This window comes from Streptomyces sp. NBC_00306, from assembly GCF_036169555.1.
GTDB classification, from domain to species: Bacteria; Actinomycetota; Actinomycetes; order Streptomycetales; family Streptomycetaceae; genus Streptomyces; species Streptomyces achmelvichensis.
The window spans coordinates 1,926,288-1,952,060 of the sequence record NZ_CP108032.1 but is presented as its reverse complement, the minus strand read 5'-3'; the positions used below and the strand labels follow the sequence as shown (position 1 = coordinate 1,952,060).

The 25,773-nt window shown below is 72.9% G+C and carries 19 protein-coding genes; 12 read left to right on the top strand and 7 right to left on the bottom strand.

The annotated features are described in order from the left end of the window. Window positions 1–187: 187 nt before the first annotated feature. Complete coding sequence (locus tag OHA05_RS08750; protein ID WP_037915390.1) at window positions 188–391, top strand: cold-shock protein; 204 nt, start codon at window positions 188–190, stop codon at window positions 389–391. A 96-nt stretch (window positions 392–487) separates the two neighbouring features. Next, window positions 488–2,155: a DEAD/DEAH box helicase gene (locus tag OHA05_RS08745; RefSeq protein WP_313946939.1), complete on the top strand. Its 1,668-nt coding sequence runs from the start codon at window positions 488–490 to the stop codon at window positions 2,153–2,155. Between the two features lie 9 nt (window positions 2,156–2,164). On the opposite strand, the gene OHA05_RS08740 is transcribed toward OHA05_RS08745, so the two are convergent. From OHA05_RS08740 to OHA05_RS08725, 4 genes are read right to left on the bottom strand one after another with little or no spacing between them, the layout of a single operon-like run. Then, window positions 2,165–3,232, bottom strand: coding sequence for an NAD(P)H-dependent flavin oxidoreductase (locus OHA05_RS08740; RefSeq protein WP_328860233.1), 1,068 nt, complete (start codon window positions 3,230–3,232; stop codon window positions 2,165–2,167). Next, window positions 3,232–3,975 carry a CoA-transferase subunit beta gene (locus tag OHA05_RS08735; RefSeq protein WP_328860232.1) on the bottom strand — a complete coding sequence of 248 codons (744 nt, stop codon included), beginning with the start codon at window positions 3,973–3,975 and terminating at the stop codon, window positions 3,232–3,234. The genes OHA05_RS08740 and OHA05_RS08735 overlap by 1 nt, the downstream gene beginning before the upstream one ends. Next, complete coding sequence (locus tag OHA05_RS08730) at window positions 3,972–4,823, bottom strand: CoA transferase subunit A (RefSeq protein WP_328860231.1); 852 nt, start codon at window positions 4,821–4,823, stop codon at window positions 3,972–3,974. The genes OHA05_RS08735 and OHA05_RS08730 overlap by 4 nt, the downstream gene beginning before the upstream one ends. Beyond that, window positions 4,820–5,569 carry an enoyl-CoA hydratase family protein gene (locus OHA05_RS08725; protein ID WP_328860230.1) on the bottom strand — a complete coding sequence of 250 codons (750 nt, stop codon included), beginning with the start codon at window positions 5,567–5,569 and terminating at the stop codon, window positions 4,820–4,822. Before OHA05_RS08725 ends, OHA05_RS08730 begins: the two co-directional genes overlap by 4 nt. A 56-nt stretch (window positions 5,570–5,625) precedes the next feature. Here OHA05_RS08725 and OHA05_RS08720 point away from each other — a divergent pair, with 56 nt between their 5' ends. The 4 genes from OHA05_RS08720 to OHA05_RS08705 all read left to right on the top strand — a co-directional run bounded on the left by OHA05_RS08720 (window position 5,626) and on the right by OHA05_RS08705 (window position 8,226). Further along, a complete protein-coding gene (locus OHA05_RS08720) occupies window positions 5,626–6,408 on the top strand; it encodes an SDR family oxidoreductase (protein ID WP_328860229.1) in 783 nt (260 codons plus the stop codon). Further along, window positions 6,405–7,286 carry an SDR family oxidoreductase gene (locus OHA05_RS08715; RefSeq protein ID WP_328860228.1) on the top strand — a complete coding sequence of 294 codons (882 nt, stop codon included), beginning with the start codon at window positions 6,405–6,407 and terminating at the stop codon, window positions 7,284–7,286. Before OHA05_RS08720 ends, OHA05_RS08715 begins: the two co-directional genes overlap by 4 nt. A 118-nt stretch (window positions 7,287–7,404) precedes the next feature. Next, window positions 7,405–7,821, top strand: a complete 417-nt coding sequence (locus tag OHA05_RS08710) for a ribonuclease (protein ID WP_328860227.1) — start codon at window positions 7,405–7,407, stop codon at window positions 7,819–7,821. 18 nt (window positions 7,822–7,839) lie between these two features. Further along, window positions 7,840–8,226 (top strand): barstar family protein, encoded by a 387-nt coding sequence (locus OHA05_RS08705; RefSeq protein ID WP_328860226.1) that lies wholly within the window; start codon window positions 7,840–7,842, stop codon window positions 8,224–8,226. Between the two features lie 76 nt (window positions 8,227–8,302). On the opposite strand, the gene OHA05_RS08700 is transcribed toward OHA05_RS08705, so the two are convergent. Continuing rightward, the gene (locus tag OHA05_RS08700) at window positions 8,303–9,895 is read right to left on the bottom strand and encodes an ankyrin repeat domain-containing protein (protein WP_328860225.1); all 1,593 of its coding nucleotides are present in this window, start codon (window positions 9,893–9,895) and stop codon (window positions 8,303–8,305) included. A gap of 23 nt (window positions 9,896–9,918) precedes the next feature. Beyond that, window positions 9,919–10,821 (bottom strand): hypothetical protein, encoded by a 903-nt coding sequence (locus OHA05_RS08695; protein ID WP_313949048.1) that lies wholly within the window; start codon window positions 10,819–10,821, stop codon window positions 9,919–9,921. 241 nt (window positions 10,822–11,062) lie between these two features. Between OHA05_RS08695 and OHA05_RS08690 the strand changes: the two genes are divergently transcribed. From OHA05_RS08690 to OHA05_RS08680, 3 genes are all read left to right on the top strand, one after another. Beyond that, a complete protein-coding gene (locus OHA05_RS08690; RefSeq protein WP_313946949.1) occupies window positions 11,063–11,815 on the top strand; it encodes a S1 family peptidase in 753 nt (250 codons plus the stop codon). Window positions 11,816–11,994: 179 nt separating this feature from the next. Beyond that, window positions 11,995–15,114: an endo-alpha-N-acetylgalactosaminidase family protein gene (locus OHA05_RS08685; protein ID WP_328860224.1), complete on the top strand. Its 3,120-nt coding sequence runs from the start codon at window positions 11,995–11,997 to the stop codon at window positions 15,112–15,114. Window positions 15,115–15,157: 43 nt separating this feature from the next. After that, window positions 15,158–19,918, top strand: coding sequence for a HEAT repeat domain-containing protein (locus OHA05_RS08680; protein ID WP_328860223.1), 4,761 nt, complete (start codon window positions 15,158–15,160; stop codon window positions 19,916–19,918). On the opposite strand, the gene OHA05_RS08675 is transcribed toward OHA05_RS08680, so the two are convergent. Then, window positions 19,905–21,653 (bottom strand): glycoside hydrolase family 35 protein, encoded by a 1,749-nt coding sequence (locus OHA05_RS08675; RefSeq protein WP_328860222.1) that lies wholly within the window; start codon window positions 21,651–21,653, stop codon window positions 19,905–19,907. The two genes, OHA05_RS08680 and OHA05_RS08675, sit on opposite strands and share 14 nt — an antisense overlap. A 134-nt stretch (window positions 21,654–21,787) precedes the next feature. On the opposite strand from OHA05_RS08675, the gene OHA05_RS08670 reads away from it, so the two are divergent. The 3 genes from OHA05_RS08670 (at window position 21,788) to pepN (ending at window position 25,684) form a co-directional block, all read left to right on the top strand. After that, entirely contained in the window at window positions 21,788–22,666 is an 879-nt protein-coding gene (locus OHA05_RS08670) for a helix-turn-helix domain-containing protein (RefSeq protein ID WP_328860221.1), read from the top strand. 20 nt (window positions 22,667–22,686) lie between these two features. Beyond that, window positions 22,687–23,013: a chorismate mutase gene (locus tag OHA05_RS08665; protein ID WP_313949049.1), complete on the top strand. Its 327-nt coding sequence runs from the start codon at window positions 22,687–22,689 to the stop codon at window positions 23,011–23,013. Window positions 23,014–23,194: 181 nt separating this feature from the next. Beyond that, the gene (pepN, locus tag OHA05_RS08660) at window positions 23,195–25,684 is read left to right on the top strand and encodes an aminopeptidase N (RefSeq protein ID WP_328860220.1); all 2,490 of its coding nucleotides are present in this window, start codon (window positions 23,195–23,197) and stop codon (window positions 25,682–25,684) included. Window positions 25,685–25,773 lie beyond the last annotated feature (89 nt).

Below are 25,773 nucleotides of genomic sequence, written 5' to 3'. Positions count from 1 at the left end.
CAGGAAGGGGCATGCTACGGTTACTGTGTTGCAGTTTTGGTACCCATGAACTTTGTGTGCGCCTGACGGGATGCTTCCGCAGGCGCATATTTTGTTTGCCGGTCTTTTCCGGATGGGGGTCAATGCGGCGATGGGAAATCCACGAGGTGTGGATTTCCGGCTTGCCCCTCGTTTTAGGAGTAATGACATGGCTACTGGAACCGTGAAGTGGTTCAACGCGGAAAAGGGCTTCGGCTTCATCGAGCAGGACGGCGGCGGCGCCGACGTCTTCGCCCACTACTCGAACATCGCCACCCAGGGCTTCCGTGAGCTCCAGGAGGGCCAGAAGGTTTCCTTCGACGTCACGCAGGGCCAGAAGGGCCCGCAGGCGGAGAACATCGTCCCGGCCTGAACCGTCGGCGCGTGACTCCTAGCCGGGGCCCGCACCCTCAAGGGTGCGGGCCCCGGCTTGTGCGTGCTGTCCCGAGGCCCAGGAAGGCAATACCGCATGACTCGCTCCGATCGACCGGCCGGCCAGGACCGTCCGGCACGTCAGGACCGCCCGGCGCGCCCGGCCCGTAAGCGCACGGCTGATTCCCGTGGCTCCGGCTCCGGCAGGCCCGCGGCAAAGACAGCGGGCAACGGCTCGCGAAAGAACCCCGGCAAGGGCCCCGCCCGCAAGGCGGCTCCCCCGCAGGAATTCGCGCTGCCGGAAACCGTAACCCCGGCGCTGCCCGCCGTTCACGCATTCGACGAGCTGGACATGCCGGCCGCATTGCTGAAGACTCTCGTGGCCCAGGGACTGACCGAGCCTTTCCCCATCCAGGCGGCGACCCTGCCGAACTCGCTCGCAGGCCGTGACATCCTCGGCCGCGGACGCACCGGTTCGGGCAAGACGCTGGCCTTCGGGCTCGCGCTGCTCGCCCGTACCGCCGGCCGCCGTGCCGAACCCCGGGCGCCCCTCGCGCTCGTCCTGGTGCCGACCCGCGAACTCGCGCAGCAGGTCACCGACGCGCTGACCCCGTACGCGACCTCGGTGCAGCTGCGGCTCACCACCGTCGTCGGCGGGCTGTCGATCTCCAAGCAGGCGGGCTCGCTGCGCCGCGGCGCCGAGGTGCTCGTGGCCACGCCCGGCCGGCTCAAGGACCTGATCGAGCGCGGCGACTGCTCCCTGGACCGGGTGTCCATCACCGTCCTCGACGAGGCCGACCAGATGGCCGACATGGGCTTCATGCCCCAGGTCACGGCGCTGCTCAAGCAGGTCGAGCCGGACGGTCAGCGGATGCTCTTCTCGGCGACGCTGGACAAGAACATAGACCGGCTCGTCCGCATGTTCCTGACCGATCCCGTCGTGCACTCGGTCGACGCCTCCGTGGGAGCCGTCACCACCATGGAGCACCATGTGCTGCATGTCGCGGACGAGACCGACAAGAAGGCCGTGGCCACCCGTATCGCGGCCCGCGACGGCCGGGTGATCCTCTTCGTCGACACCAAGCGTGCCGCGGACCGCTTCGCGAAGCGGCTGCTGGCCAGCGGCGTCCGGGCGGCGGCACTGCACGGCGGCCGTTCACAGCCGCAGCGCAACCGCACCCTGGACCAGTTCAAGAACGGGCAGGTCACCGCGCTGGTCGCGACCAACGTGGCGGCCCGTGGCATCCATGTCGACGATCTCGAACTCGTGGTGAACGTCGACCCGCCCGTCGACCACAAGGACTATCTGCACCGCGGCGGCCGTACCGCCCGCGCGGGGGAGTCCGGCAGCGTGGTCACGCTGGTGCTGCCCGAGCAGCGGCGTGAGATGACGCGGCTGATGGCGGACGCCGGCATCAGCCCGCAGACCGCCCGGATCAAGTCGAGCGACGAGGAACTGAGCCGGATCACCGGCGCTCGCGAGCCCTCGGGTGTCGCCGTCACCATCGAGGTGCCGGAGCAGGCTGCCCAGCAGCAGCGGCCCCGTCAGACGCAGGGCCGGGCGCGCAGTGCCGGCGGAGGCCGCCGGGGCGGGCAGGCCCGTGAGGGCGGCCGGACCGGTCAGGGAGGTCAGGCCCGCCAGAGCGGTCAGTCCCGGCAGGGCGCATCGGCCCGTCAGGGCGGCCAGGCACGCCAGGGTCAGGCAGGCGGCCAGGCCGCAGGCCGCCAGCGCACGGCGCAGAGCAGCCGTCGCAGGGCAGCCTGAGCGCGATTCTCAGGGACGACCGGGGCCCGGCAGTGCATCGAGCACCTGCCGGGCCTCGGCCATGACCCGGTCGACGAGCTCCGCACACGTGGGCAGATCGTCGATGACCCCCGCGACCTGACCCGACGCCATCACCCCCAGGTCGGTGCGGCCCTCCACCATGGAGGCCCGCAGCAGCATGGGTGTGTTGGCGGCGAGCAGCACCTGGCTCCACGACAGTTCCCGCCCGTGCTTCATGGCCAGGCCGTCGCGGAGCATCCGTGACCAGCTCAGACCGGAGAGCTTCCGGAAGCCGGCCGCGTGGCGGACCGCCCGGGCCAGGTTACGCGTACGGCCATGCCGCTCCAGCGAGTCGACCAGGTCCGTCCGCAGCATCCGGTGCGGCAGTCCGTCGACGGCCGTCGTCACCGTCACGTCCTTCACGGACGCCGCGAGATACTTCGCCTTCACCGCGTCCGGAACCGTCGACTCGGCGGTGAGCAGGAACCGTGTGCCCATCGCGATGCCCGCCGCACCGTACGCGAGCGCCGCCACCAGACCCCGTCCGTCGCGGAACCCGCCGGCCGCGATCACCGGGATGCCGACCGCGTCCACGACCTGCGGCAGCAGCACGGTGGTGGCGACATCGCCGGTGTGGCCGCCGCCCTCGCCGCCCTGCACGATCACCGCGTCCGCGCCCCAGGCGGCCACCTTTTCCGCGTGCCGTCGCGCCCCGACCGACGGGATCACGACCACCCCCGCGTCTTTGAGCTCGGCGATCAGCTCCCGCGAGGGCGCGAGCGCGAAGGAGGCGACCCGTACACCCTCCTCGACGATGATCCGCACCCGCTCGCGCGCATCTCCCGCGTCGGCGCGGAGGTTGACCCCGAACGGCGCGTCCGTGCGGGCGGAGACCTCGCGCACCGCATGGCGCAGCTCGTCGGTGGTCATCGTCGCCGAGGCGAGGATGCCGAGTGCTCCCGCCTCCGCGGCCGCGGACACCAGCCGCGGGCCCGCCACCCAGCCCATCCCGGTCTGCACGATCGGATGGCGTACACCCGTGAGCTCGGTGAGCGCCGTCCGGACACGGCCCGTCATCAGGCCGGGACCTCGCGGTCCCGCAGTCCTTCCGGGTCGATCACCTCGCGGATCAGCCGCAGTTCGTCCTCGGTCGGCTCGCGTGTGTACGGGACGTCGTCCGGGACCGTCAGCGCGAAGCCGGTGGCCTCCCGCACCCGGTCGAGCGTGACACCGGGGTGCAGGGAGGCGAGCCGCATCGAGCGGTCGGGGGTGGCGAAGTCGAAGACGCCCAGGTCGGACACCACGCGCGGGATGCGGTGGAACCGGGTGGCACTGGAGCCGGCGGCGGCAGCGTTGTCGTGACCCACCCCGCACACCACGTCGACCTTCGGCACGAAGACCCGGGCCGAGTGCTTGGGCACCCAGTAACTCACCGGGTTGTTCAGGGTGTTGACGGGCGCTCCGCGGACGCCCAGGAGCTGGCGCGTGGGCTGCCGCCAGTCCCCGATGCAGGAGATGTTCTGGTTGCCGAAGCGGTCGATCTGACTCGCGCCCATCATGACGTGGCGTCGGCCGCCGGTGACCATGGCGAGGTGCTGACGGTAGGGCAGCCAGCCCTCCACCGTGCCGTCCGGGCCGACGAGCATCGCCTCGCCGTCGGTGAGCAGGAGGCCGGGTGAGAAGGTGCGCCGGGCCAGCCGGGCCCCGACCGAGGGGATCAGTCCCATCGGACTGGCCAGGATCTCGCCGTCGCCGCGCCATGCCTCGGCGCAGGCGACGACGCAGTACTCGGCCCGGGAGACGGTCCGTGTGGGGGTCACTGCTGCTCCTTGTGCCAGGCCTGTACGGCGCGTTGGTAGTCGCTTTCGCCGGCCCCGGCCAGGAAGCGTCCCGCGAACTCGTCCCAGGGCGTGCCGGCGTACATCCGCTGGAAGGCCTCGTCGCGCTCGTGGTCGGGGGCGCAGGAGGTGAAGTGCGCGCCGTTCGGGGCCTCCACCACTCCGGTGACCGCGTGCCGGGCGACCAGCAGGGTCTGCGGGGCCGCGTCCTTGGTGAGCTCGGCCGTCTCCACCAGCTGGTCGCAGGAGACGTACGCGGCGTCGGCGGACTGGCAGAACAGATCGTCGAAGTAGGGGTCGGGGCCCAGGTACTGGCCGTTGCCCTGGCGGTCGGCCCGGTTCAGATGGACGAGCGCGGCATCCATGCGCAGCGCCGGCACGGCGACGAACTCCTCGCCGTCCTCGTAGGGCGAAGTGACGGTACGCAGCTCGGGGTTGACCCGCATGACGTCCGATCCGAGGCCCGCCCGCACCGGAAGGAAGGGCAGCCGGTTGGCGGCCGCGTGCAGGCCCCACATGAACATCGCCTCGTCGATCTCGGTGAGGGCGAAGTCGCCCCGCTGGCGGGCGGCGCGGTAGTGCGGTTCGAGCGGGATCGAGTCGAGGGTGACGAAGGGTGTGACCAGCCGGCCGATCCGGCGGGCGGCGGCGAGCATGCCGACGTCGGGGCCGCCGTAGGAGATGACGGTCAGATCGGTGATCTCGGAGCGGAGCAGTGCGCGCACCAGCGCCATCGGCTTGCGGCGCGAGCCCCAGCCGCCGATCCCGATGGTCATGCCGCTGCGCAGGCGCCCCACCACGTCCTCGGGCGTCATGGTCTTGTCGGTCACGGCTGCGGTTCCTTCCCGAAGGTGTCGCGGACGCGGTCGGCGACACCGCTGAGACCCGCCTCGAAGGTGAAGCCCTGCTCGAAGCGGTAGCTGCGGCGTACGTCGACGGGATCGATGCCGTTGATCGCCGCCTTGGCCAGCCGGATGAGGGTGCCGTCCTTGCGGGCGATCTCCCGGGCCAACTCCACCGCCGTGTCCTGGAGTTCGCCGCGCGGCACGACCTTCCAGACGGAGCCGTGGTGGTGCAGTTCGGCGGCCGTCGCGGTGCGCGAGGTGTAGTACAGGGCGCGCATCAGATGCTGCGGAACCAGGCGGGCGAGATGGGTGGCGGCGCCGAGCGCGCCGCGGTCGAGCTCCGGCAGCCCGAACGTGGCGTCGTCCGAGGCGACGATCGCGTCCGCGTTGCCGATCAGTCCGATGCCGCCGCCGAGGCAGTGACCGTGCACCGCGGCGACGACGGGCACCTCGCACTCGTACACGGCGGCGAAGGCCTCGTAGCAGCCGCGGTTGGCGCCGATCAGGGTGTCGTGCCCGGGGTCGCGCTGCATCTCCTTGATGTCGACGCCGGCGTTGAACCCGCGGCCGGCGGCGGTCAGCACCACACAGCGGGTCGCGGGGTCCCGGCCCGCGGCGCGGACGGCGTCCGCGAGGTCGTACCAGCCCTGCACGGGAAGGGCGTTGACGGGTGGGAAGTCGGCCGTGACGCGTGAGATGCCCTTCTCGGGGCTTGTGGTGGAGACACCCATGAGAGGATCAGCTACCTTTCCACCAAACATTTGTTAGGTGAGGAAGGTAGCAGCCGATGGAGCTGGACGGGAGGGTCGCCGTCGTCACCGGCGGCACGCGGGGCGTCGGCGCGGGCATCGCGCGGGCCTTCCTGCGGGCCGGCGCCCGGGTGGTGGTCTGCGCGCGCAGACCACCCGAAGTCCCGCTCGACGGAGCCGAGTTCATGCCCGTGGACCTGCGCGAGGCCGAGGAGGTGGCCGGCTTCTTCGACGATGTGGCCGCCCGGTACGGCCGCCTCGACACCCTCGTCAACAACGCCGGAGGCACCCCCCACCGGCTGCTCGCGGACGGCGCCGCCGCACGTCACGCACGGGTCGTCGAGCTCAACCTCGTCACCCCGCTGACCGCGTCCCTCGCCGCCCACGACCACCTCAGGGCCGCCCGGGGCTCGATCGTCATGATCGGCAGCGTCAGCGGCGGCCGGCCCTCGCCGGGCTCCGCCGCGTACGGAGCGGCCAAGGCCGGGCTGGAGAGCCTGGCCCGCTCGATGGCCGTGGAGTGGGCGCCGGACGTGCGGGTGAACACGCTCGTCCTCGGCATGGTCCGCACGGAACTGTCCGGGCTGCACTACGGGGACGAGGAGGGGATCGCCGCGGTGGGCCGTACGGTCCCGCTCGGCCGTTTCGCGGAGCCGTCGGACGTCGGCGAGGCGGCCGTCTTCCTCGCCTCGGGGCGCGCCGCCTACATCAGCGGTGCCTCGCTGCTTCTGCACGGAGGCGGGGAGCGTCCCGCCTTCCTCGATGCCGCGACGGTCAACAGGGAAACGGTCCACGACGGTCGACAAGGAGACGTGAGATGACGGGAATCTGTGCGGAGCGCGTGGTCGTCGTCACCGGCGCCGGACGGGGGCTGGGGCGGGCGCACGCCCTCGCCTTCGCCGCCGAGGGCGCCCGGGTCGTCGTCAACGACCTGGGGGCGGGCCTCGACGGCGCAGGCGCATCGGCGGGTCCGGCGCAGCAGGTCGTCGACGAGATCAGGGCGGCCGGCGGCGAGGCGGTGGCGCACAACGGGGACATCGCGACCGGCGAGGGCGCCGCCTCCCTCGTCGCCGCGGCTCTGGAGACCTGGGGCCGGCTCGACACCCTGGTCAACAACGCGGGCTTCCTGCGCGACCGCATGCTCGTCAACCTCGATGAGGACGACTGGGACGCCGTGATGCGGGTGCACGGCCGGGGGCACTTCCTGCCGCTCAAGCACGCCGCCGCGCACTGGCGCGCCGAGGCCAAGGCCGGACGGCCGGTGGCGGCGCGCATCGTCAACACCACGTCCGGCGCGGGGCTGTCGGGCAGCGTCGGACAGGGCAACTACGCGGCGGCCAAGGCCGCGATCATCGCTCTGACACTGGTCGCGGCGGCGGAGCTGGGCCGGTACGGGGTCCAGGTCAACGCCATCGCCCCGGCGGCCCGCACCAGGATGACCGAGGAGACGTTCGCCGGCCTCACCGCGCTGCCCGAGGACGTGTCACCCCTCGTCGTCTGGCTGGGTTCGGCCGCCGCCGAGGGGGTCACCGGCCGGGTCTTCGAGGCGGAAGCCGGAAGGATCACCGTCATGGAGGGCTGGCGGCCGGGTCCGACGGCCGACAAGGGGAGCCGCTGGCAGCCGTCGGAGGCGGGCGACGCGGTACGGAAACTGCTGGCGGACGCCGAGATTCCGCAGCCCGTCCACGGCGCCCGATGACCAGTTCGCAGACCCTCCCCACACCTTCGTGTCCACGAATCCACCCAGGTTAATTCGCAGAAAACACCGAGGAGTTCGCCTTGACGCGTGCATGTCTACGCGCGTCATGATGGCCGACATGCGAATCCCCCCACGAATCGCCACGCTCGGCGCGGCCGCCGCTCTCGCCTCGACCCTCCTCATCGGCGGGCAGGCCACGGCCACCACCTACACCCCCACCCTCACGGCTGCCCCCACAGCAGCCGCCGCGGTCGGTGACATCTGCTACTCCGACCTTCCGTCCCAGGCCCACGACACGCTCGAACTCATCGACGCGGGCGGGCCGTTCCCCTACCCGCAGGACGGCACGGTCTTCCAGAACCGGGAAGGCATCCTGCCGTCGCACTCGACCGGCTACTACCACGAGTACACCGTCAAGACGCCGGGCTCCTCCGACCGCGGCGCACGCCGCATCGTCACGGGCGAGGCGTCGCAGGAGGACTACTACACCGCTGACCACTACGCCTCGTTCGACCTCGTCGACCACGGCTGCTGAGCGGCTATCCTCCGCCCCGTGACCAAGACCTATGTGATCGACGGGGCGGAGGTCACCGGCCTGGACAGCTTCTGGCGGGTGATCGGCGAGGCCGTGAACGGGCCGGAGGGGTACTTCGGCCGCAACCTCGACGCCTTCGCCGACTGCCTCAGCGGCGGGATGGGCACGCCCGACGACGGCGACTACCGCATCGAATGGCGCGACCACGAGAGCTCCCGCCGGGCCCTCGGGCACCCGGAGACGGTGCGTCAGCTGGAGCTGCGGCTCGCCCGGTGCCATCCGTCGAACAAGGCGGCCGTCGCGGAGGAACTGGCGCGCGCCCGAGCAGGCGAGGGGCCGACCGTCTTCGACGAACTGGTCGGCATCATCGAGGAGCGGGCGCCGGGCGTGCTGCGGCTGCTCTGACCTCGCGCGTCGGCGCACGCGCGGGAACCGCTCCGTGGGAGTCGGGGCTCCCGCGCCGGCGGTTCGGTCTCCTCCGTCAGCGCACGCGCGGGACCGTGCCCTCCAGTCGGCGCCTGACCGTCTCGTCCTGGATCAGCTGCACCGCCTCCGCCGCGGCTTCGTGCGCATAGCCGTCCGGGTCCCCGTCCGCCAGTATCCGTGCCAGTACCGGGACCGCCCGCGGGTCCTGACGCCTCGCCAGCCCCTGTGCGGCCTCCGCCGCGGTGTCCGGGTCGGGGTCCTCCAGCCGGGCCGCCAGCGTCTCGCGGATCTCGGCCGTGTCGCCGCCGAGGTGCGCCAGCGCGGTGGTCGCCCAGTCCCTGACCCGGTCGTCTGTGTCACGGCTGAGGGCGATCAGCGCCTCGGTGCTCTCCCGGTGACCGTCCGGCACCAGGCCGAACAGCGAGAGCGCCACGTCGTGGCGCACGGCCGCGTTCGGGTGTCCCGCGTGGCGCAGGATCTCCGGCAGTGCGGCCGGATCCCCGTGGTGGCCGAGCCCGAGGACGGCGGCCCGGATCAGCTCCTCGTCCCGTGCCTCGCGGGCCAGTTCGCGCAACAGCGGCAGGGCGCGTGCGGCGAAGGGACGGTGCGCCGCGGTGCCGGCCGTCCCCGCGGCAGCGCCCGCGCCCGCATCCGTATGCCCACCCGCACCCGCACGTGTATGCGCACCCGCGTCCGGCTCCGGGCCCGCCGGGCCCAGCTGTGCCAGCACCTCCGCGGCGAACGCCTGCCGCATCGGGTCGTCGCTCGCGCACCACGCGGCTGCCGCCTGGAAGGTCTCCTCGTCGCCGCGCCTCCACAGCGCCAGCACCGCCTCCACCCAGTCGTCCTGGTCCCGGTCCCCGCAGCGCAGCGCGCGCTCGGCCAGCGTCGCGTACGGCGTCTGGATGCCCAGGTCCTCCTCCAGGAGGGTCGCGATCGCCGCATGTCCGGTCTGCTGCTCGTTGCCCGCGACCGGCTTCCCCTCGCGCAGCACCTCGACCACGACCGTCACGCCGCCGTCCTCCTCGACGCGGCGCGTGACCGTCTGCGACCCGTCGCCGTACGCCTCCAGCAGCCCGGCGCGCAGCTCCTTCTCGACATCACGCGCCAGCCAGGCGCGGGCCTCGTCGAGTGCCGCCTGCCGTGCGCCGGCACCGTGCCGCAGCAGCGCCCTGACGGTACGGGGCGAGCCCCGGCGCGCGGCCAGGACCAGCGGGGGTTCGCCCCCCGGCGCCGGCAGGTCGGGGTCGGCGCCGTGGTCGAGCAGCGCCTCGACCGTCGCCGCGTGACCCAGTTGCACGGCCCAGGTCATGGCGGTGAAGCCGAAGGCCTCCGCGGTGTCCGGCCGGGCTCCGGCGGCGATCAGTGCCAGCACCACGTCCGTGTGACCGCCGACCGCGGCTCCGCACAGCGGCAGGTCCCCGCCCTCGTGTCCGCTCAGCCGCTCGGGTTCGGCGCCGGCCGCCAGCAGCAGCCGTACGATGCCCAACTCGTCGCTCACGGCCGCCCGGTACAGCGGCGTCTGTCCGTCCTCGTCGGTCGCGTCGGCGGGAACTCCCGCCCGCAGCAGCCGTACGACGGCGTCCTCCGCGCCCTCCCACACGGCGTCGAAGAGCTGCTGGACGGATGCTGCCGGCTCGTACGTCATCCCTCGAGCCTACGGAGAACCGTTCAGGTGTCGCATTCCAGAATCGTCCGGCACAGACCGCACCGGGCGCGCACCCGGCCGCGCACGGCGATCCGGATGCGCTGGTGGCAGGTGGGACACGAGAACGAGACACGCAGGCCCTCGGGGCCCTGCTCGAAGGCGTACCCCGTCGCGCCGGACTCCGGGTGCGGGGTCGCTCCGGCGTGCTCACGCGCATACCGCCGGTCCTTGGCATAGCGGTGGCGGCCCGTCCATCCGGCGGTGGTCAGCGGCGGCTGCTGCGCGTCGCGCAGCGCCTGCGCCTTCCCCTTGGTATATGCCGTATAGCCCTGCGGGCTGGTGAACCACGGTGAGGGGTCCTCGTCGAAGACGAGTGACCGCTTGGCGAGGACATAGCCGAACTCCTCGGGTGTGAGGTACCCGAGTTTCTGACTGGAAACGCTGTCCTCGCGGAACGCGTCGAGCAGCAGCCAGCCCGCACCGAGATAGGTGGTGGCGGTGTCGGTGAGGATCTCGTTGTCACGAGTGCCGGGGAAGGAGAGACCGAGCCGGTGGAGCAGGACATGCATGATCTCGTGGGCGAGGGCCGCGCCGATGTCCCGGCGGTGCGTACGGAACCGGTCGTTGAGCTCGATGAAGTATTCGGGTCCGGCCGTCAGTTCGACGCTCGCGGCGTGGGTCATCTCGCGGAAGCTGACGATCATCCGCGCGTCCGGCAGCCGGAAGTGATGCACCAGGGCCCGGGCGACACGCTGGGCGCCCAGATGGAGGTCGTCCTGATCGGCGAAGGCCACGTCGGCCGGCAGGACGCTCGGGGCGTAGGAGAGCACGCCCTCGGACGAGAGCCGTCGGTGCAGGGCGGTGATCGCCGCCCGCACGGTGTCCAGGTGCGGATAGCCGTGTACGACCTCGCTGTCCTTCGCCACCACGTCCCGTACCCCCCATGCACGATGGTCGGCCGGGATCAACTCTACGGGGAACGGGCGGTGAATCCGCGCTGGTGGCGTGGCTGAAAACTGCTCCTTGTGGCGCACCTGACACACTCCCCATAATCCGGATCACGTCTTGTCGGGCCCATGTCAGTTGCGTGCCGCGGCTGCCTGGATCCGGTGCCGGCGTAAGTCTGAACCCCCCACGAAAGGCAGTCCGTTGAAGCAGCTTCTCCGCATGGTCAAGAGATGCGCCGCCGCCGGCGCTGTCGTGCTGGCCGCTGTCAGCCTTCAGCCCTCCTCGGCCTCGGCCGCGCAGCCGCCCGTCGTCGGCGGTACCCGCGCCGCCCAGGGCGAATTCCCCTTCATGGTCCGGCTCTCCATGGGCTGTGGCGGCGCTCTGTACACCCAGCAGATCGTCCTCACGGCCGCGCACTGTGTCTCCGGCTCCGGCAACAACACCAGCATCACCGCCACCGCCGGCGTCGTGGATCTGCAGAGCGCCAGCGCCATCAAGGTCAAGTCCACCAAGGTCCTCCAGGCCCCCGGCTACAACGGCACGGGCAAGGACTGGGCGCTGATCAAGCTGGCCAAGCCGATCAATCTCCCCACACTGAAGATCGCCGACACGACGGCGTACAACAACGGCACCTTCACGGTCGCCGGCTGGGGTGCGGCCCGTGAGGGCGGCGCCCAGCAGCGCTACCTGCTCAAGGCGCAGGTGCCGTTCGTCTCGGACGCCTCCTGCAAGCAGTCCTACCCGAGCCTCGTCGCCGGTGAGGAGATCTGCGCCGGACTCCCGCAGGGCGGCGTCGACACCTGCCAGGGCGACTCCGGTGGCCCGATGTTCCGCAAGGACAACAACAACGCCTGGATCCAGGTCGGCATCGTGAGCTGGGGCGAGGGCTGCGCACGGCCCAACTACCCGGGTGTCTACACCGAGGTGTCCACCTTCGCTGCCGCCATCAAGTCCGCGGCCGCCACGCTGTAGCAACCGAGCAGGTCCGGCCGGGTCCGCCACGGGCCCGGCCGGCCACTGAAGTCCCGTGAAGCAGGGGCAGGTGCCGGACGCTTTAGTCCAACACCTGCCCCTGCTTTGTCCATGGGCGCGTTCCTCCCTCCCGGCGCAGATTGACGTGCACGCAGCACCCGTCACGAGGAGGAACGAGCGTGGACGCACAAGACCGCGGGCCCAGCCGCAGAACCGTCGTGGCCGCCACCGCCCTGGCCGGCGTCGGTGCGGCCGTCGCGGGCCCGGGAACCGCGCTCGCCGCAGCCGACGGGTCCGCCGCCCCCGAGACCGTCCTGCGCTCGCGCGACCTCGACGTCCTCGTCGACCGCGGCTTCCCGCGGATCGTGTCGTACACCGACCGCGGCACCGGCGCCAAGCTGTACGGGCAGCAGCGGAGCGTCACCTCGGTGCTGATCGACTCCGTGGCCCGTACGCCGCAGGTCACCGCACAGGTCCGCCGCGACCGGATCGCGTACACCCTCGCCTTCGGCCCCACCGGCGGCGACCGGTCCACCGAGAAGCGCGCGGTCACCGAGATCGACGTCGAGATCCGGGTCGACGGACGCACGGTCGACTGGCGGGTCACCCGCATCGCCGACACCGAGGCGCTGCGCGTCGGCACCCTGGAGATCCCCGGCCTCGCGCTCCTCGCGGTACGCAGCGACCAGCCCGGCGCGACGCTGTACGCCGCCCGTATCGCGCTGGACAAGGCCGGCAGCGGCGACACGCTCGTCACCCTCACCCCGCAGACGCCCGCCGAGGCGAGCCCGACGGGCTGCGCCTACGCCGTCGTCGCGCACGACAGGCTCGGCGGCGCCGTGGAGACCAACACCGTCTACGACAACCCCGCCGCCACTCCCGGCGCCACCTGGGACAACGGCCGGCTCTGGCGGCAGACGACCGTCACCGACGGGCTGGTCACCGCGCACCTCGTCCCCGGGCAGTGGACCCACCGCGCGGCCACCGCACCCCTCGACGCGGTGGAACCCCTCCCGTACGCCACCGTCGTGATCACCGGCGACCGCAACGGGGACGGCGTCGTCGACTGGCAGGACGCCGCCATCGCCTTCCGCGACATCATGATCGACCCGCTCGGCGCCGACGAGCAGCATCTGCGGGTCGTCCCGCACATCCCCTTCAACTTCGCCTCGCAGGCGACCAATCCGTTTCTGGCCACTCTCGACCACGTCAAGCGCATCTCGCTGGCGACGGACGGACTGCGCCAGTACACGCTGCTGAAGGGCTACCAGTCGGAGGGCCACGACTCGGCCCACCCCGACTACGCCGGCAACCACAACCGGCGCGCCGGCGGACTCGCCGACCTCAACACCCTGGTGCGTCAGGGCAGGAAGTGGAACAGCGACTTCGGCGTGCACGTCAATGCCACCGAGTCCTACCCCGTCGCGAACGCCTTCTCCGAGACCCTGGTCGACAAGACGAACGAACAGTGGGACTGGCTCGACCAGTCGTACCGCATCGACCAGCGGCGGGATCTGGTCTCCGGCGACATCGTCCGCCGCTTCGCCGATTTGCGGGCCGAGACCGACCCCGCCCTCACCACGCTCTACATCGACGTCTTCCGCGAGTCCGGCTGGACCTCCGACCGGCTTCAGCGCGCGCTGCGCGAACAGGGGTGGCTCGTCACCACCGAATGGGGCCACGGCCTGGAGCGCTCGGCGCTCTGGTCGCACTGGGCGACCGAGACCGACTACGGCCCCGACACCTCGCGCGGCGTCAACTCACGGCTGATCCGCTTCATCCGCAACCACCAGAAGGACGTCTTCGCCGACAAGTGGCCCACCCTGCTGGGCATCCCGCGCACCGGCAACTTCGAGGGCTGGGTGGGCAAGACGGACTGGAACGTCTTCTACGAGCTGATCTGGACCGAGTCCCTGCCCGCCAAGTATCTCCAGGCCCACCCGATCAAGCGCTGGACCGACCACGAGATCACCTTCTTCGGGCCGAGCACCGTCTCCGACGAGGGCGGCACGCGCCGCATCGTCACCGACGGCCGCGTGGTCTACGACGGCGGCGCCTATCTGCTGCCCTGGGAGCCGCGCCGGGCCACCGATCCCGCGAAGCTCTACCACTACAACCCCCAGGGCGGCACCACCAGTTGGCGGCTGCCGCGCGGCTGGTCCGGCGCCGCGCGGGTCCAGCTCTACCGGCTCACCGACCAAGGCCGGGTGCACGCCGCCGAACTGCCCGTACGCTCCGGCCGCATCACCCTCGACGCCGAGGCCGGGCAGCCGTACGTCGTCCACCGCACACGGGTGAGGGCCGGCGGCGACCCGGGCTGGGGCGAGGCGACACCCGTGCACGACCCCGGCTTCCACGCCGGCACCCTCGACGGCTGGACGGTGGAGGGCCCCGCCTCCGTGGTGCTCAGCCCGCTCGGCGACCACGAACTGGTCATCGGCGCGGGCGCGGCCGCCTGTGCCGGGCAGCGGCTCGCGCGGCTCGCGCCCGGGACGTACGCCGCCTCCGTGCAGGTCGAGGTGGGCGAGCGGGCGGGGGAGCGGCGCAGGGCGAGCCTGGAGGTCCGCACCGCCGACGGCGTCACCGCCGCCAACTGGACGGACATCTCGACCGCCGGCAACCATGTCGCCGCCGACCGCAAGCACGGCACCCGCTTCCAGCGGATGTTCACCCACTTCACCGTCCCCCAGGGCGGCGGGCCGGTCATCCTCACGCTGCGGGCCGAGGCGGGCGCACCGCGGGTCCGCTTCGACAACGTCCGCGTCGTCGCCGCGCGCCGGACGGCGAAGCCGGACACCGTCGCGTACGAGGACTTCCAGGAAGTGCCGCAGGGCTGGGGCGTGTTCGTGAAGGGCGACGCGGGCGGTGCGACCGACCCGCGGACCCATATCGCCCAGCGGCACGCGCCGTTCACCCAGCGCGGCTGGAACGGCAAGGCGATCGACGACGTGGTGGACGGGACGGAGTCGCTCAAGTCCCGCGGCGAGAACGGCGGTCTCGTCTACCGGACCGTGCAGCACACCGTCCGGTTCCGGCCGGGGACCCGCTACCGTGTCTCGTTCCGCTACGAGAACGAGAAGGCGGGCCAGTACGCCTGGGTCACGGGCGCCGACGACCGCGAACTCACGCGCGTGCCGCTGCCGGTGGCGACGGACCCGGTGTCCTTCGCGTACGAGTTCACCGCTCCCGACGACGCGGGCGAGACCTGGGTGGGCCTGCGGAAGGTCGGTGACGACGGCACGGCGGAATTCGTCCTCGACACCTTCGAGGTACGGGAGGCGGGACCCGGGGCGCCGTGAATCCCGTTGGTGGGGCGGTGACTGCCGCGCCTACGATCCGACCATGACGACTCCGGCCGACGAAGCGCCCCGGCAGGCCCCGAGCCGGGGCGAGAGCGAGGCGGCCCGCCACACCGACCCACTGGTGTGCGCGCCGTCCGACCTCGCCCGGCTCATCGGGCACCCCGACCCGCACACCAGCCACCTGGGCCTGGTGCTGTTGCGGGAGCGGGTGACCTCGGCCCGGTGGGACGAGGGGTCGGAGGGAGCCGAACTCGCGGGGCTGCTGCCGCCTGACGTGGCGGCCCCACCGGAAGCGGCGCTCGTACAGGCGGAACTGTACGGACGACTCGCACAGCATGTCCCCGCGCGGAGGTGGCCCGCCTGGCGGACGGCGGAACTGCCGATGCCGGTGCGGATCGCCTGGCTGCGGGCCGAACTGCTGCACCGTCCGGAGGCCGTACGCACGCAGCCGCGGGACGAGCTGCTGTACCAGGCCCTGCGGGAGACACGTGCCCTCGACGCCCCGGGGCCCGAGCGGCTGGTCAGCGAACTGGCGGACACCGACGACCCCGTGGTGCAGGGGGAGGCGCTGCGTCTGCTCCGTGAAGGGCTGCACGCCGGACTGCTCAGGCCGTCGCTGGTGCGCGCCCGCCTGTCCGCCCTGCTCGGCGCCGCCGGCGACGGCGTCGTGGCCGGAGCGCTGAGCGAACTCGCCGAGCCGTGGGCGGCGCTCGAACCGTTCCCGCTGCCGCGCCTGGCGCCGTTCCTCACCCCCCTTTCGTCCGCGGCCCGGCCCGAGGGGGCCGCCGCGGCGCTCGCCGCAGCGGCCCGCCACGGGCACGCGGACCTGCTGCGACAGGTCGCCGAGGACACAGGGCTGCCGCCCGCGCTGCGGCAACGGAGTGTGGAACTCCTCGGAGACCTGGCGGAACGCGACGACATCGGCGCGCTGACGGCCCTCGCCGGGACGGACCCGCTGCTTCTCGGGAGGCCGGTCCTGACCTGTCTGAGCGGACTGCACCGGCGCGGACACTTCGCGCAGGACGAGGACGTCCCCGCCGTCGTCGCTCTCGCGCTCACCGACCACTCGATTCCGGCGGACGAGGTCGCGACGGTCCTCTTCACCTGCCGGCGGGCGGTGCTCCGGGAACTGACGGAGACCGCGCCCGACGACCGGAGCCCGCGGCGGCTCGATCTGCTGGTCGCGCTGGCCGCCCAGGGGGCGGGGGACCTGCCGGTCGGTGAGGCCGTCACCCGCCTGCTGCCGCTCGCCGCGAGGCCGGAGCCGTTCCTCGACGCGATCCGCGCACTGCGGTACACGGACGCGGAGGAGACGGTGCTCGGTCTCCTGCCCTCCGCGCCCGCGGCCGCCCTGCGCACGCTGGAGGCCATCGGCGGCCGGCGGACGGTTGAGGTACTCGCTCAGGGAATCGGTCTGGGGAAGGAGGAGTTGGCGTCGGCGTCGGGCTCGGCGAACTCGGCGGCGAACCCGGCGGCGGGCTCCCAGGGTGACGGGGACGCGGCTGCCGTCGTGCCTCATCTCCGCGCCGTACGGCACCACGCCCTGGAGGTGCTGTGGCTGCTCAACGAGGACCCGGAGCTGCGGCGCCGGATCCTCGGCCGGCTCGATCCCACCGATCTGCCCGACCGCGTCGCGGCGGACCTCGGCGGCCCCGACGACCGCGAACTGGCGCTCCTCAGCTCGCATCTCGACCCCGCGCGGCCGGTGACGGCGCTGTGCCGGCTGGCGGCCAACGGCAACGCCGCCACCCTGCCCGTCCTCGCGGACCTGCTGCTGCGCATCGTCGCCGAGGTGGCGGACAGGCGGGACCCGGACGGCCGAGAGCCCGCCTCCCCCCAGCCGACCGCCGACGCCCGGCACGACGTCCGCCCGCCTGCCGAACCCCGGTCCGCCGAACCCCGGTCCGCCGGCACCCGGCACGACGGCCGGCCGGGCGGCGAACCCGTCGTCCCCCAGGAGGCCTTGGACGCCCTGCACGCCCTGGGCGGCCGGCTGCACGTCCGGGGCAGGATCCGCCCGGTGTGCCTGCTCGACGCGGCCGGTCCCCGGGAGGCCGGTGACGCGCTCGTCGCGACCCTGGCCCTGGAACTGCTGGAGCGGCCGGGCCTGTCCGACATTGAGCGGACCGTCCTGCTCGACGTCCTCCTCCGGACGCCTCACGCCCACACCCGCCCCCAGGTGCACCGCCTGCTGCGCCACCGCGACCGGCACATACGCAAGCACGTGATCGCCCTGCTCGCCCGCGACACTTCCGGCACCGACGCCCGCGCCCTGTCGGCGACGCTGATCCCCCTGACCGCCGCCGAGGACATCCAGACCGTACGGCAGGCACTGCTGGCGCTCGGACAGGCCGGGGCACGCTGGGCGGCGGGTGCGATCGCCGCCTGTCTCGACCGTCCCACCATGAACATCAAGAAGACGGCCGCCGAGGTCCTGGTCCGTGCCGGCGGCCCCGAGGCGGTGCCGAAGCTGCTCCTGTGGCTGGGCCGTCACGACAACCCCGGCCTGCGAGCGTCCCTGACCGAGGCACTGCGCGCCGTCCTCGGCGACGCGTACGCGGCGACGCTGATCGCCGCGGCCGAACGCGAGGACGACGGCCGCACCCGCGACCTGCTGCTGGCCGGCCTCGACGGCGTCCTGCCCGCACGCTCGCTCCTCGCCCTGGACACCCAGCGCTCACCGGCGGCCCCGGTGCTGCTCGCCCTGGCCGTGACCGGCCGCGTCCGCCTCGCCTCCGGGACGCTCGCCGAGATCACGGGAGCGGCCGCCCGTCACGGCGTCGTCGCCCCCGGCCGCCGGCCCGGACCGGAGGAGACGACGGACACCGAGATCGCCTCCCTGCTGACCGGGGGCTGGGACCCCGCGATCGCCCTGCGGATCGCCGAACGCCAGGAGCCGCCGTCCCTCGACCGGTTGCGCGAACTGCGGCCCCTGCTCGGCGACTGGCTGCGGCTGGCAGCGTCCTCGCCCCGCCCGGCGGTTCGCGGCCGGATCCTGCGACTCACCCTGAGCCTGTGCCCCGCGCCCTGGACGCCCGTCGAACTGGCGGCCTTCGCCCGGTCCGCCGACATCGTCCTGGACCAGCTCACCCATGCGTCCGATGCCGACCGGGCCGGCCTTCTCGCCGTACTCGACGCCGTCGCGCCCGAACTGCCCGCGGTCAAGCGGCCGGTGGTGGCCGCCGCCGTACGCGCCCTGCCCCCGGCACCCGGCGCCGGCCGCGTCACCCTCGCGCTGCTGCGCCGCTGCGGAGCGGTACTCGTGCGCGGTGACCTCGACTCGGCGCTGGCCGCGGCCCGGCTCGGCGGCGACCCCTGGGAAGCCGAAACCGCCGTACTGCGCGAGGCGTTCGCCGTCCCGCCGCCCACCGAGCAGGCGGCGAACCCGGCCTGGCCGGCCGCACTGGACGCCGCCGTACAGACGTCGGACGCCCTGGAGGAGTTCCGCCGCTCCCCGCACGCCCCCGGCTCGCGGGAGCTGCTGGCCGCGTTGATCGGCGCCCACGCCGGCGCCGTACCCGAGGTCCGGGCCGCACTCGTCGACCGGATGACCGAACTCCAGCCCCTCGGCGCCCCGCCGTGGACCATCGCCGAATCGGCCGCGGCACCCGCACCCGACGCGCGGACCGTGCACGGCGACGATCTCGACCAGCCGCGTTCGGCGGCCCTGCGGCGACGCCTGCTGGCCCTGCTGGACGCGCCCGAGGCCGACCGCCGGGATGCCGCCGCCCGGGCACTGGTGGACTGGCCGGAGCCCGGCGTCCGGCTCGACGTCCTGCGTGCGTACCTCCGGGGCCGGGTGACCGTGCCGCCCGGCCCCGGCTCCCTGCGGGCCCTCGACGCGGCCGAGTTGAGCGCGGAGGGCATCCTGCCCGACCGGGCGGTGGCCCTGGCGCTGCTGCTCGACCCGGACGATCCGACGGCCCTGCTGCCTCTGCTCCTCGGGTGGTGGGAGCACGGCCCGGCCGCGATCCGTCCCCAGGCGGCACGGGCCCTGCGCAGGGTCCCCGCCGACGTCCTCGCCGGCCACCTCGACGACCGGCTCGCCGCCGGCGCCTGGGGATACCTGGACCTGCTCGCGGGGCGGCCCCTGCTCCGCACCCCCGCACTGACCCGCCTCGACGCCCGGCTGCGCGCGGAAGGGCGTGCCGATCTCGCCGATGAACTCCGCCTGGTGGACGGCCCGCTGCGCGGCCCGGACGCCCCACACGACGACGCCGCAGCGCTCGCGGCGCTCCGCGAACGCCCCGCGACGGCGCGGCCCCGGCGGCCCGCCGCCCGCACCGAACTGCCCGCCCTGGCGCATACCGGTTCCCCGGACGAGATACGCCGGGCCCTCCTGCGGCTGATCGAGGAACAGGAAGGCCCGGGCTCCGTGGAACACACCGGCCGGGCCGCCGAGGAGGACCGCGGACTGCGGGAGGTGATCGGCGCACTGCTGGAGCACCCGCGGACCAAGGTCCGTCTCCAGGCCTACCGGACCTCGCGTGCGGTCTTCGACCGCGAGACCCATCTCGGCCATGTGTCGGTGCTGCTGCACGACCCGCAGCCGGACGTACGGCGCATGGCGGTCCGGGCGGTGTGCCATGCGCGCTGGACGCCCGCGATCCCGGTGGTGACCGGACTGCTCGAACACCCGCACCCCGTCGTCCGCACGGCGGCCGCCGACGGGCTCGCCCTGTGGGGCACACCCGCCGCCTCCGCCCTGCGGCACGCCCTGGACCACGCACGCCCCGACAAGCGCTCCGTCTACCGGGACGTTCTCGACCGCATCACCGGCGGGGGCGTCACACCGGGCTGAACACCCCGGCCGGCGCTCCCGCCCCCTCCAGCTCCAGCACCCACACCTCGTTCGTCCCCGCCCGCAGCACCGGGCCGGGGACGAAGAGCGAGTGCTGCGGTCCCTCGGCCCAGTAGCGGCCGAGGCAGAAGCCGTTCACCCAGACGAACCCCCGTGTCCAGCCGGGGAGTTCCAGGCGCGCGTCACCGGCGTGCTCGACGACGGCCGAGCCGCGGTACAGACCCGCGGCACCCGCATCGGCCGCCCGGAACGGCACCTTCGCGACCGCCGCGGCACCGAACGCGTCCAGCCGCAGCGCACCGGCCCGCACCCCGTGCAGATACTGGCGCTCGTGCAGCACCCCGCCGGTGATCCCCTTCGGCTCGCCCGTCCGCGGCCCGTAGTTGACCCGCCCCAGCGACTCCACCCACAGCTCCACGTCCGCGGGCCCCGCCACCGGCTCCGCCAGCGCCTCGTTCTCCCCGCCGAGCACCCCCGCCCGGGCCCCGTCGACGTACACGACGGCCCGGTCGCGCAGCCCGTACACACGCAGCGGATACGGCCGGCGGGGCCCCGGAATCCGTACCCGGTAGCGGACCAGGCCGCGGTCCACGCCCAGTTCCTCGAAGGTGGGCGGCACCGGGCCCTCGGTCTCCTCGTCGCCGAGCACCTCCAGGACGTCACCGAGCGGCGCCCAGCCGTCGAACTCCACCCCCACCGGGGCGCCCAGCACGACGGGCTCCGCCGGCAGATCGGGCAACGGCCCGTCCCCGTACGGCTCCAGGACCTCGCGGAAGCGCCAGAACTTCTCCGTGGGACGGCCCGTCTCGTCGATCGGTGCGTCGTAGTCGTAGGAGGTCACGGTCGGTTCGAGCTCCTGGTCCTGGAGCTCGCCCGAGCGGTTCGCCCCCGCCCAGCCGGCGAAGCTCGTACCGCCGTGCGCCATGTACACATTGACCGAGGCCCCCGCGTCCAGGATCTCCCGCAGCGCCCCGGCCGCATCCGCCGGATCGCGTACCGAGTGGTCCTTGCCCCAGTGGTCGAACCAGCCGCACCAGAACTCCATGCACATCAGCGGGCCGCCGGGACGGTGACGGCGCAGTGTCGCGAAGGCCTCACGGGCCCCCGACCCGAAGTTCACCGTCGCGAGCACGCCCGGCACCGAGCCGCCGGTGAGCATGTGATCCTCGGGCCCGTCCGACGTGAACAGCGGCACGGTCACCCCGCAGCCCCCGAGCAGATCCACGAGATGGCGCAGATAGCTGCCGTCGGTGCCGTAACTGCCGTACTCGTTCTCGGCCTGCACCATGATCACCGGTCCGCCGCGGTCCGCCTGCCGCGCCACGACCTGCGGGAGCAGCCGGGTGAACCAGCGCTCCACATGCCCCAGATACTCGGCGTCGTCGGTGCGCACCCGCCGGCCGAGGCGGCCCGTCAGCCAGTGCGGCAGCCCGCCGTTCTCCCACTCGGCGCAGATGTACGGCCCCGGCCGCACGATCGCCCACAGCCCCGCCCGGTGCGCCGCGTCCAGAAACCGCCCCAGCGCCTCCGGGTCGGCGTAGCGGCCCGGCGCCGGCTCGTGGAGATTCCACGGGACGTACGTCTCCACACAGTTGAGGCCCATCGCCCGCAGCATCGCCAGCCGGTGGTCCCAGTGCCCCTCGTGCACCCGGAAGTAGTGCAGCGCACCCGACAGCAGCCGCACCGGCCGCCCGTCCAGCAGAAAATCCTCGTCACCGACCGTGAACTCCGTCACGTCCCACCCCTCACCCATGTCCCCCCGCCTCGCTCACCATCGCCCCCTGGCGGCGGAGGAATCCATGGACAAAGATCGGCGCTGTTTGGACGCACGCGCAGGCTGATCGCGGCCGGGGAGAGGGACGAAAGCGGATGTACCACACCTGGATGCGCTATTTCACCCCGGGTCCCGTGCACCAGCGGCTCGGCCTGGTCTGCCTCGGCGTCGGACTCCAGCACGGCCTGCTGCCCACCGTCGGGCCCCGCACCCTGGACCACCATGTCGCCGTCGTGATCAGCGCGGGCAGCGGCTGGTTCCGCGAACCGGACGGACAGCGCACCGCCGTCACCGCGCCCGCCCTGCTGTGGCTCACACCCGGAGTGCCCCACCACTACGGCCCCGACCCGACGGGCGGCTGGGACGAGAGCTTCGTCGACTTCTCCGGACCCGCCACCGCCACCTACACCGAACTCGGCTACATCGAGCCCCACCGGCCGGTCGTCCCACTCTCCGACACCGCGGCCCCGCGCGCCGCCGTGGGGCGCATCGCCCGGGCCGCCCGCCGCGGCAATCCGCTCCTGGAGGTCGAGACCGGCGCCGCCGTGCACGAACTCCTCGTCGCCCTGCGCCGCGCCCGCGCCGACACCAACGCCGAGGGCGACCCCGTACTCGGCGCGCTCGCCCGCGACGCCTTCCAGCCGCTGTCGGTCGCCGAGCACGCGGCACGCCACGGCATGACCCCCGCGGAACTGCGCGCCGCCGTGCGCCGGGGCGCCGGATGCAGCCCCAAGGACTACCTCCTGGGCATCCGGCTCGGCCGGGCCAAGGAACTGCTCGTGGCGACCGAGCTCCCCGTCGCCGCCGTCGCCCGCCGCGTCGGCTACGAGGACCCGGCCTACTTCTCCCGGCTGTTCACCCGCCGTGTCGGAACCGCGCCCGTCCGCTTCCGCGCCCAGCAGGGACGCGCCGTTCCCGGCGGCTGGAGCAACCGCATCCCGGACCCCGAACACCCCCCGACGATCTCCACGTGATCGTCGTAAGCTCGCTGACCATGACCACCAGGGACATCGACGAGAACGTGCGGGCCGAGCTGAACCGCCTGCGCGAGAGCATCGACAACATCGACGCGGCCGTCGTCCACATGCTCGCCGAACGCTTCAAGTGCACCCAGCAGGTGGGCCGGCTCAAGGCCCAGCACCATCTGCCGCCCGCCGACCCGGACCGCGAGGCCCGCCAGATCGAGCGGCTGCGCCAGCTCGCGGAGAGCGCCAGACTGGACCCCGCGTTCGCCGAGAAGCTGCTGAACTTCATCATCGCCGAGGTGATCCGCCACCACGAGACGATCGCCGCCGACCCGGACGTCGCGCCGCGCAGATGATCTGAGGCGGGCGGCGCCGCCCCCGGCGTCGCGCCGGCGAGTACGACCCGAGGCGGGCGCCGCTGCCCCCGACGCCGTGCCGCGGAGACGACCCGCGGCGGGCGCACCGCGCGGGGCGTGCGCTCTCAGCGCAACCGATACCCCGTGTGCGGGAGCGGGACCATCAGGCAGCATGGCCCTCATGTCCGTCCTGACGCGCGACGAAGCGCAGACCCGTGCCCAGTTCCTCGACGTCCACCGGTACTCGATCGACCTCGATCTGACCACCGGGGAGGAGACCTTCGACTCCCGTACCGTCATCCACTTCACCGCGCGGGCGGACGGGGACACCTTCGTCGAGGTCAAGCCGGACGTCCTGCGCTCCGTCACCCTGGACGGACAGCCGATCGATCCCGAGACGCTCACCGGGAACCGGCTGGCGCTGCGCGGCCTGAGCGCCGGCGAGCACGAGCTGCACCTCGACGCGAGCATGCGGTACTCCCGCACCGGTGAGGGCATGCACCGCTTCACCGACCCCACCGACGGCGAGACCTACGTCTACACCCAGCTGTTCATGGAGGACGTCCAGCGCGTCTTCCCGGCCTTCGACCAGCCCGACCTCAAGGCCGTCTTCGAGGTCACTGTCACCGCGCCCGCCGGCTGGAAGGTCCTCGGCAACTCCATCGCCACCGACCTCGGCGACGGGCGCTGGACCTGCGCCCCCACCCCGCCGCTCGCCACCTACTTCGTGGCCGTCGCCGCGGGCCCCTGGCACTCCGTCCTGACCGAGCACGCGGGACTGCCCTTCGGCATACACTGCCGGCGTTCGCTCGCCCCCCACCTGGACGCGGACGCCGACGAGATCTTCGAGATCACCCGCCAGTGCTACGACCGGTACCACGAGAAGTTCGAGGAGCCGTACCCCTTCGACTCCTACGACCAGGCCTTCGTGCCCGAGTTCAACGCCGGGGCGATGGAGAACCCGGGACTCGTCACCTTCCGCGACGAGTTCGTCTACCGCTCCGCCGTCACCGACACCGAGCGGCAGACCCGCGCCATGGTCATCGCCCACGAGATGGCGCACATGTGGTTCGGCGACCTGGTCACCCTGCGCTGGTGGGACGACATCTGGCTGAACGAGTCCTTCGCCGAGTACATGGGCTACCAGACCCTCACCGAGGCCACCCGCTTCACCGACACCTGGGTCGACTTCGGCATCGGCCGCAAGTCCTGGGGCTACGACGCCGACCAGCGGCCCTCCACCCACCCCGTCGCACCCGACCCGGACGCCGTCCCCGACACCGCGTCCGCGATGCTCAACTTCGACGGCATCTCCTACGCCAAGGGCGCGTCCGCGCTGCGGCAACTGGTGACCTGGATGGGCGAGAAGGACTTCCTCGCCGGCATCAACACCCACTTCACCCGCCACAAATTCGGCAACGCCACCCTCGCCGACTTCATCGACTCCCTCGCCCAGGCCACCGACCGCGACGTGCACGGCTGGGCGGAGTCCTGGCTGCGGACGACCGGCGTCGACACCCTCACCTCGACCGTGACCGAGTCGAACGGCACCTGGTCGCTCACCGTCGCCCAGGACGGCAGCCGCCCGCACCGGATCGCCGTCGGCGCGTACGACGCCGACCCCGTGGACGCCTCCGCCCTCGTCCTGCGCGACCGCTTCGAACTGGACGTCCCCCACGGCGAGAACGGTCCCCGGCCCGGCCGGCGCCCGGCCCTCGTCGTCCTCAACGACGGCGACTCCAGCTACGCCAAGGTGCGCCTCGACCCGGCCTCCTGGGACACCGCCGTCCGCTCGCTGTCCGCCGTCCCGGACCCGCTGACCCGCACCGTCGTGTGGAACGCGGCCCGCGACATGGTCCGCGACGGCGACCTCGCCCCGGCCGCCTATCTGGAGGCCGCCCGCGCCCATCTGCCGCGCGAGTCCGACCTCGCCGTGGTGCAGGGCGTGCTCGCCTTCGCCGCCGGCCAGATCGCCGACCGCTTCTCTCCCGCGGACCAGCGCCCGGCGGCGCTCAGCGCCATCAGGAACATCTGCCGCGACCTGCTGCGCCGCACCGAGGACGGCAGCGACGCCGGACTGCGCCTGACAGCGGTACGCCACGCCATCGACGCCGCCGCGCAGCCCGAGACGATCCAGGAATGGCTCGCCGACGGCAGCGTGCCCGGCGGACCGGAGCTCGACCCCGAGCTGCGCTGGCGCATCCTCTACCGCCTCGCCGTCCTCGGCGAGACCGACGAGAACGCGATCGCGGCCGAACTGGACCGCGACCCGAGCGCGACGGGCCAGGAGGGCGCGGCCCGCTGCCGCGCCGCGCTGCCCACACCGGAGGCGAAGGAGGCCGCGTGGGAGCGGCTGTTCACCTCCGACACACTCTCCAACTACCTGTTCACCGCCACCGCACAGGGCTTCTGGCAGCCCGAACAGGCCGAACTGGTCCGGGAGTACGTGGCCCGCTACTTCGACGACGCCGTGGCGCTCGCAGGCCGCCGCGGCCCGGCCATAGCGGAGGCGGCGGGCCGGTACGCGTTCCCGCTGCACGCCGTCGACGCGCGGACGCTGGAACTGGGCGAACGGTGTCTGCGCGACGCGGACATGATCCCGGCCCTGCGCCGCAAACTGGCGGACCAACTGGACGACCTGCGCCGGGCGTTGTCGGTGCAGGAGGGATAGGGACGCAGGCGGGGGCGCACTGCGGGGCGCCCCCGCGACCCGGCCGCGGGTCGGTACGCGGGGGCGCTGCCCGGTGAACCCTCGCGCGT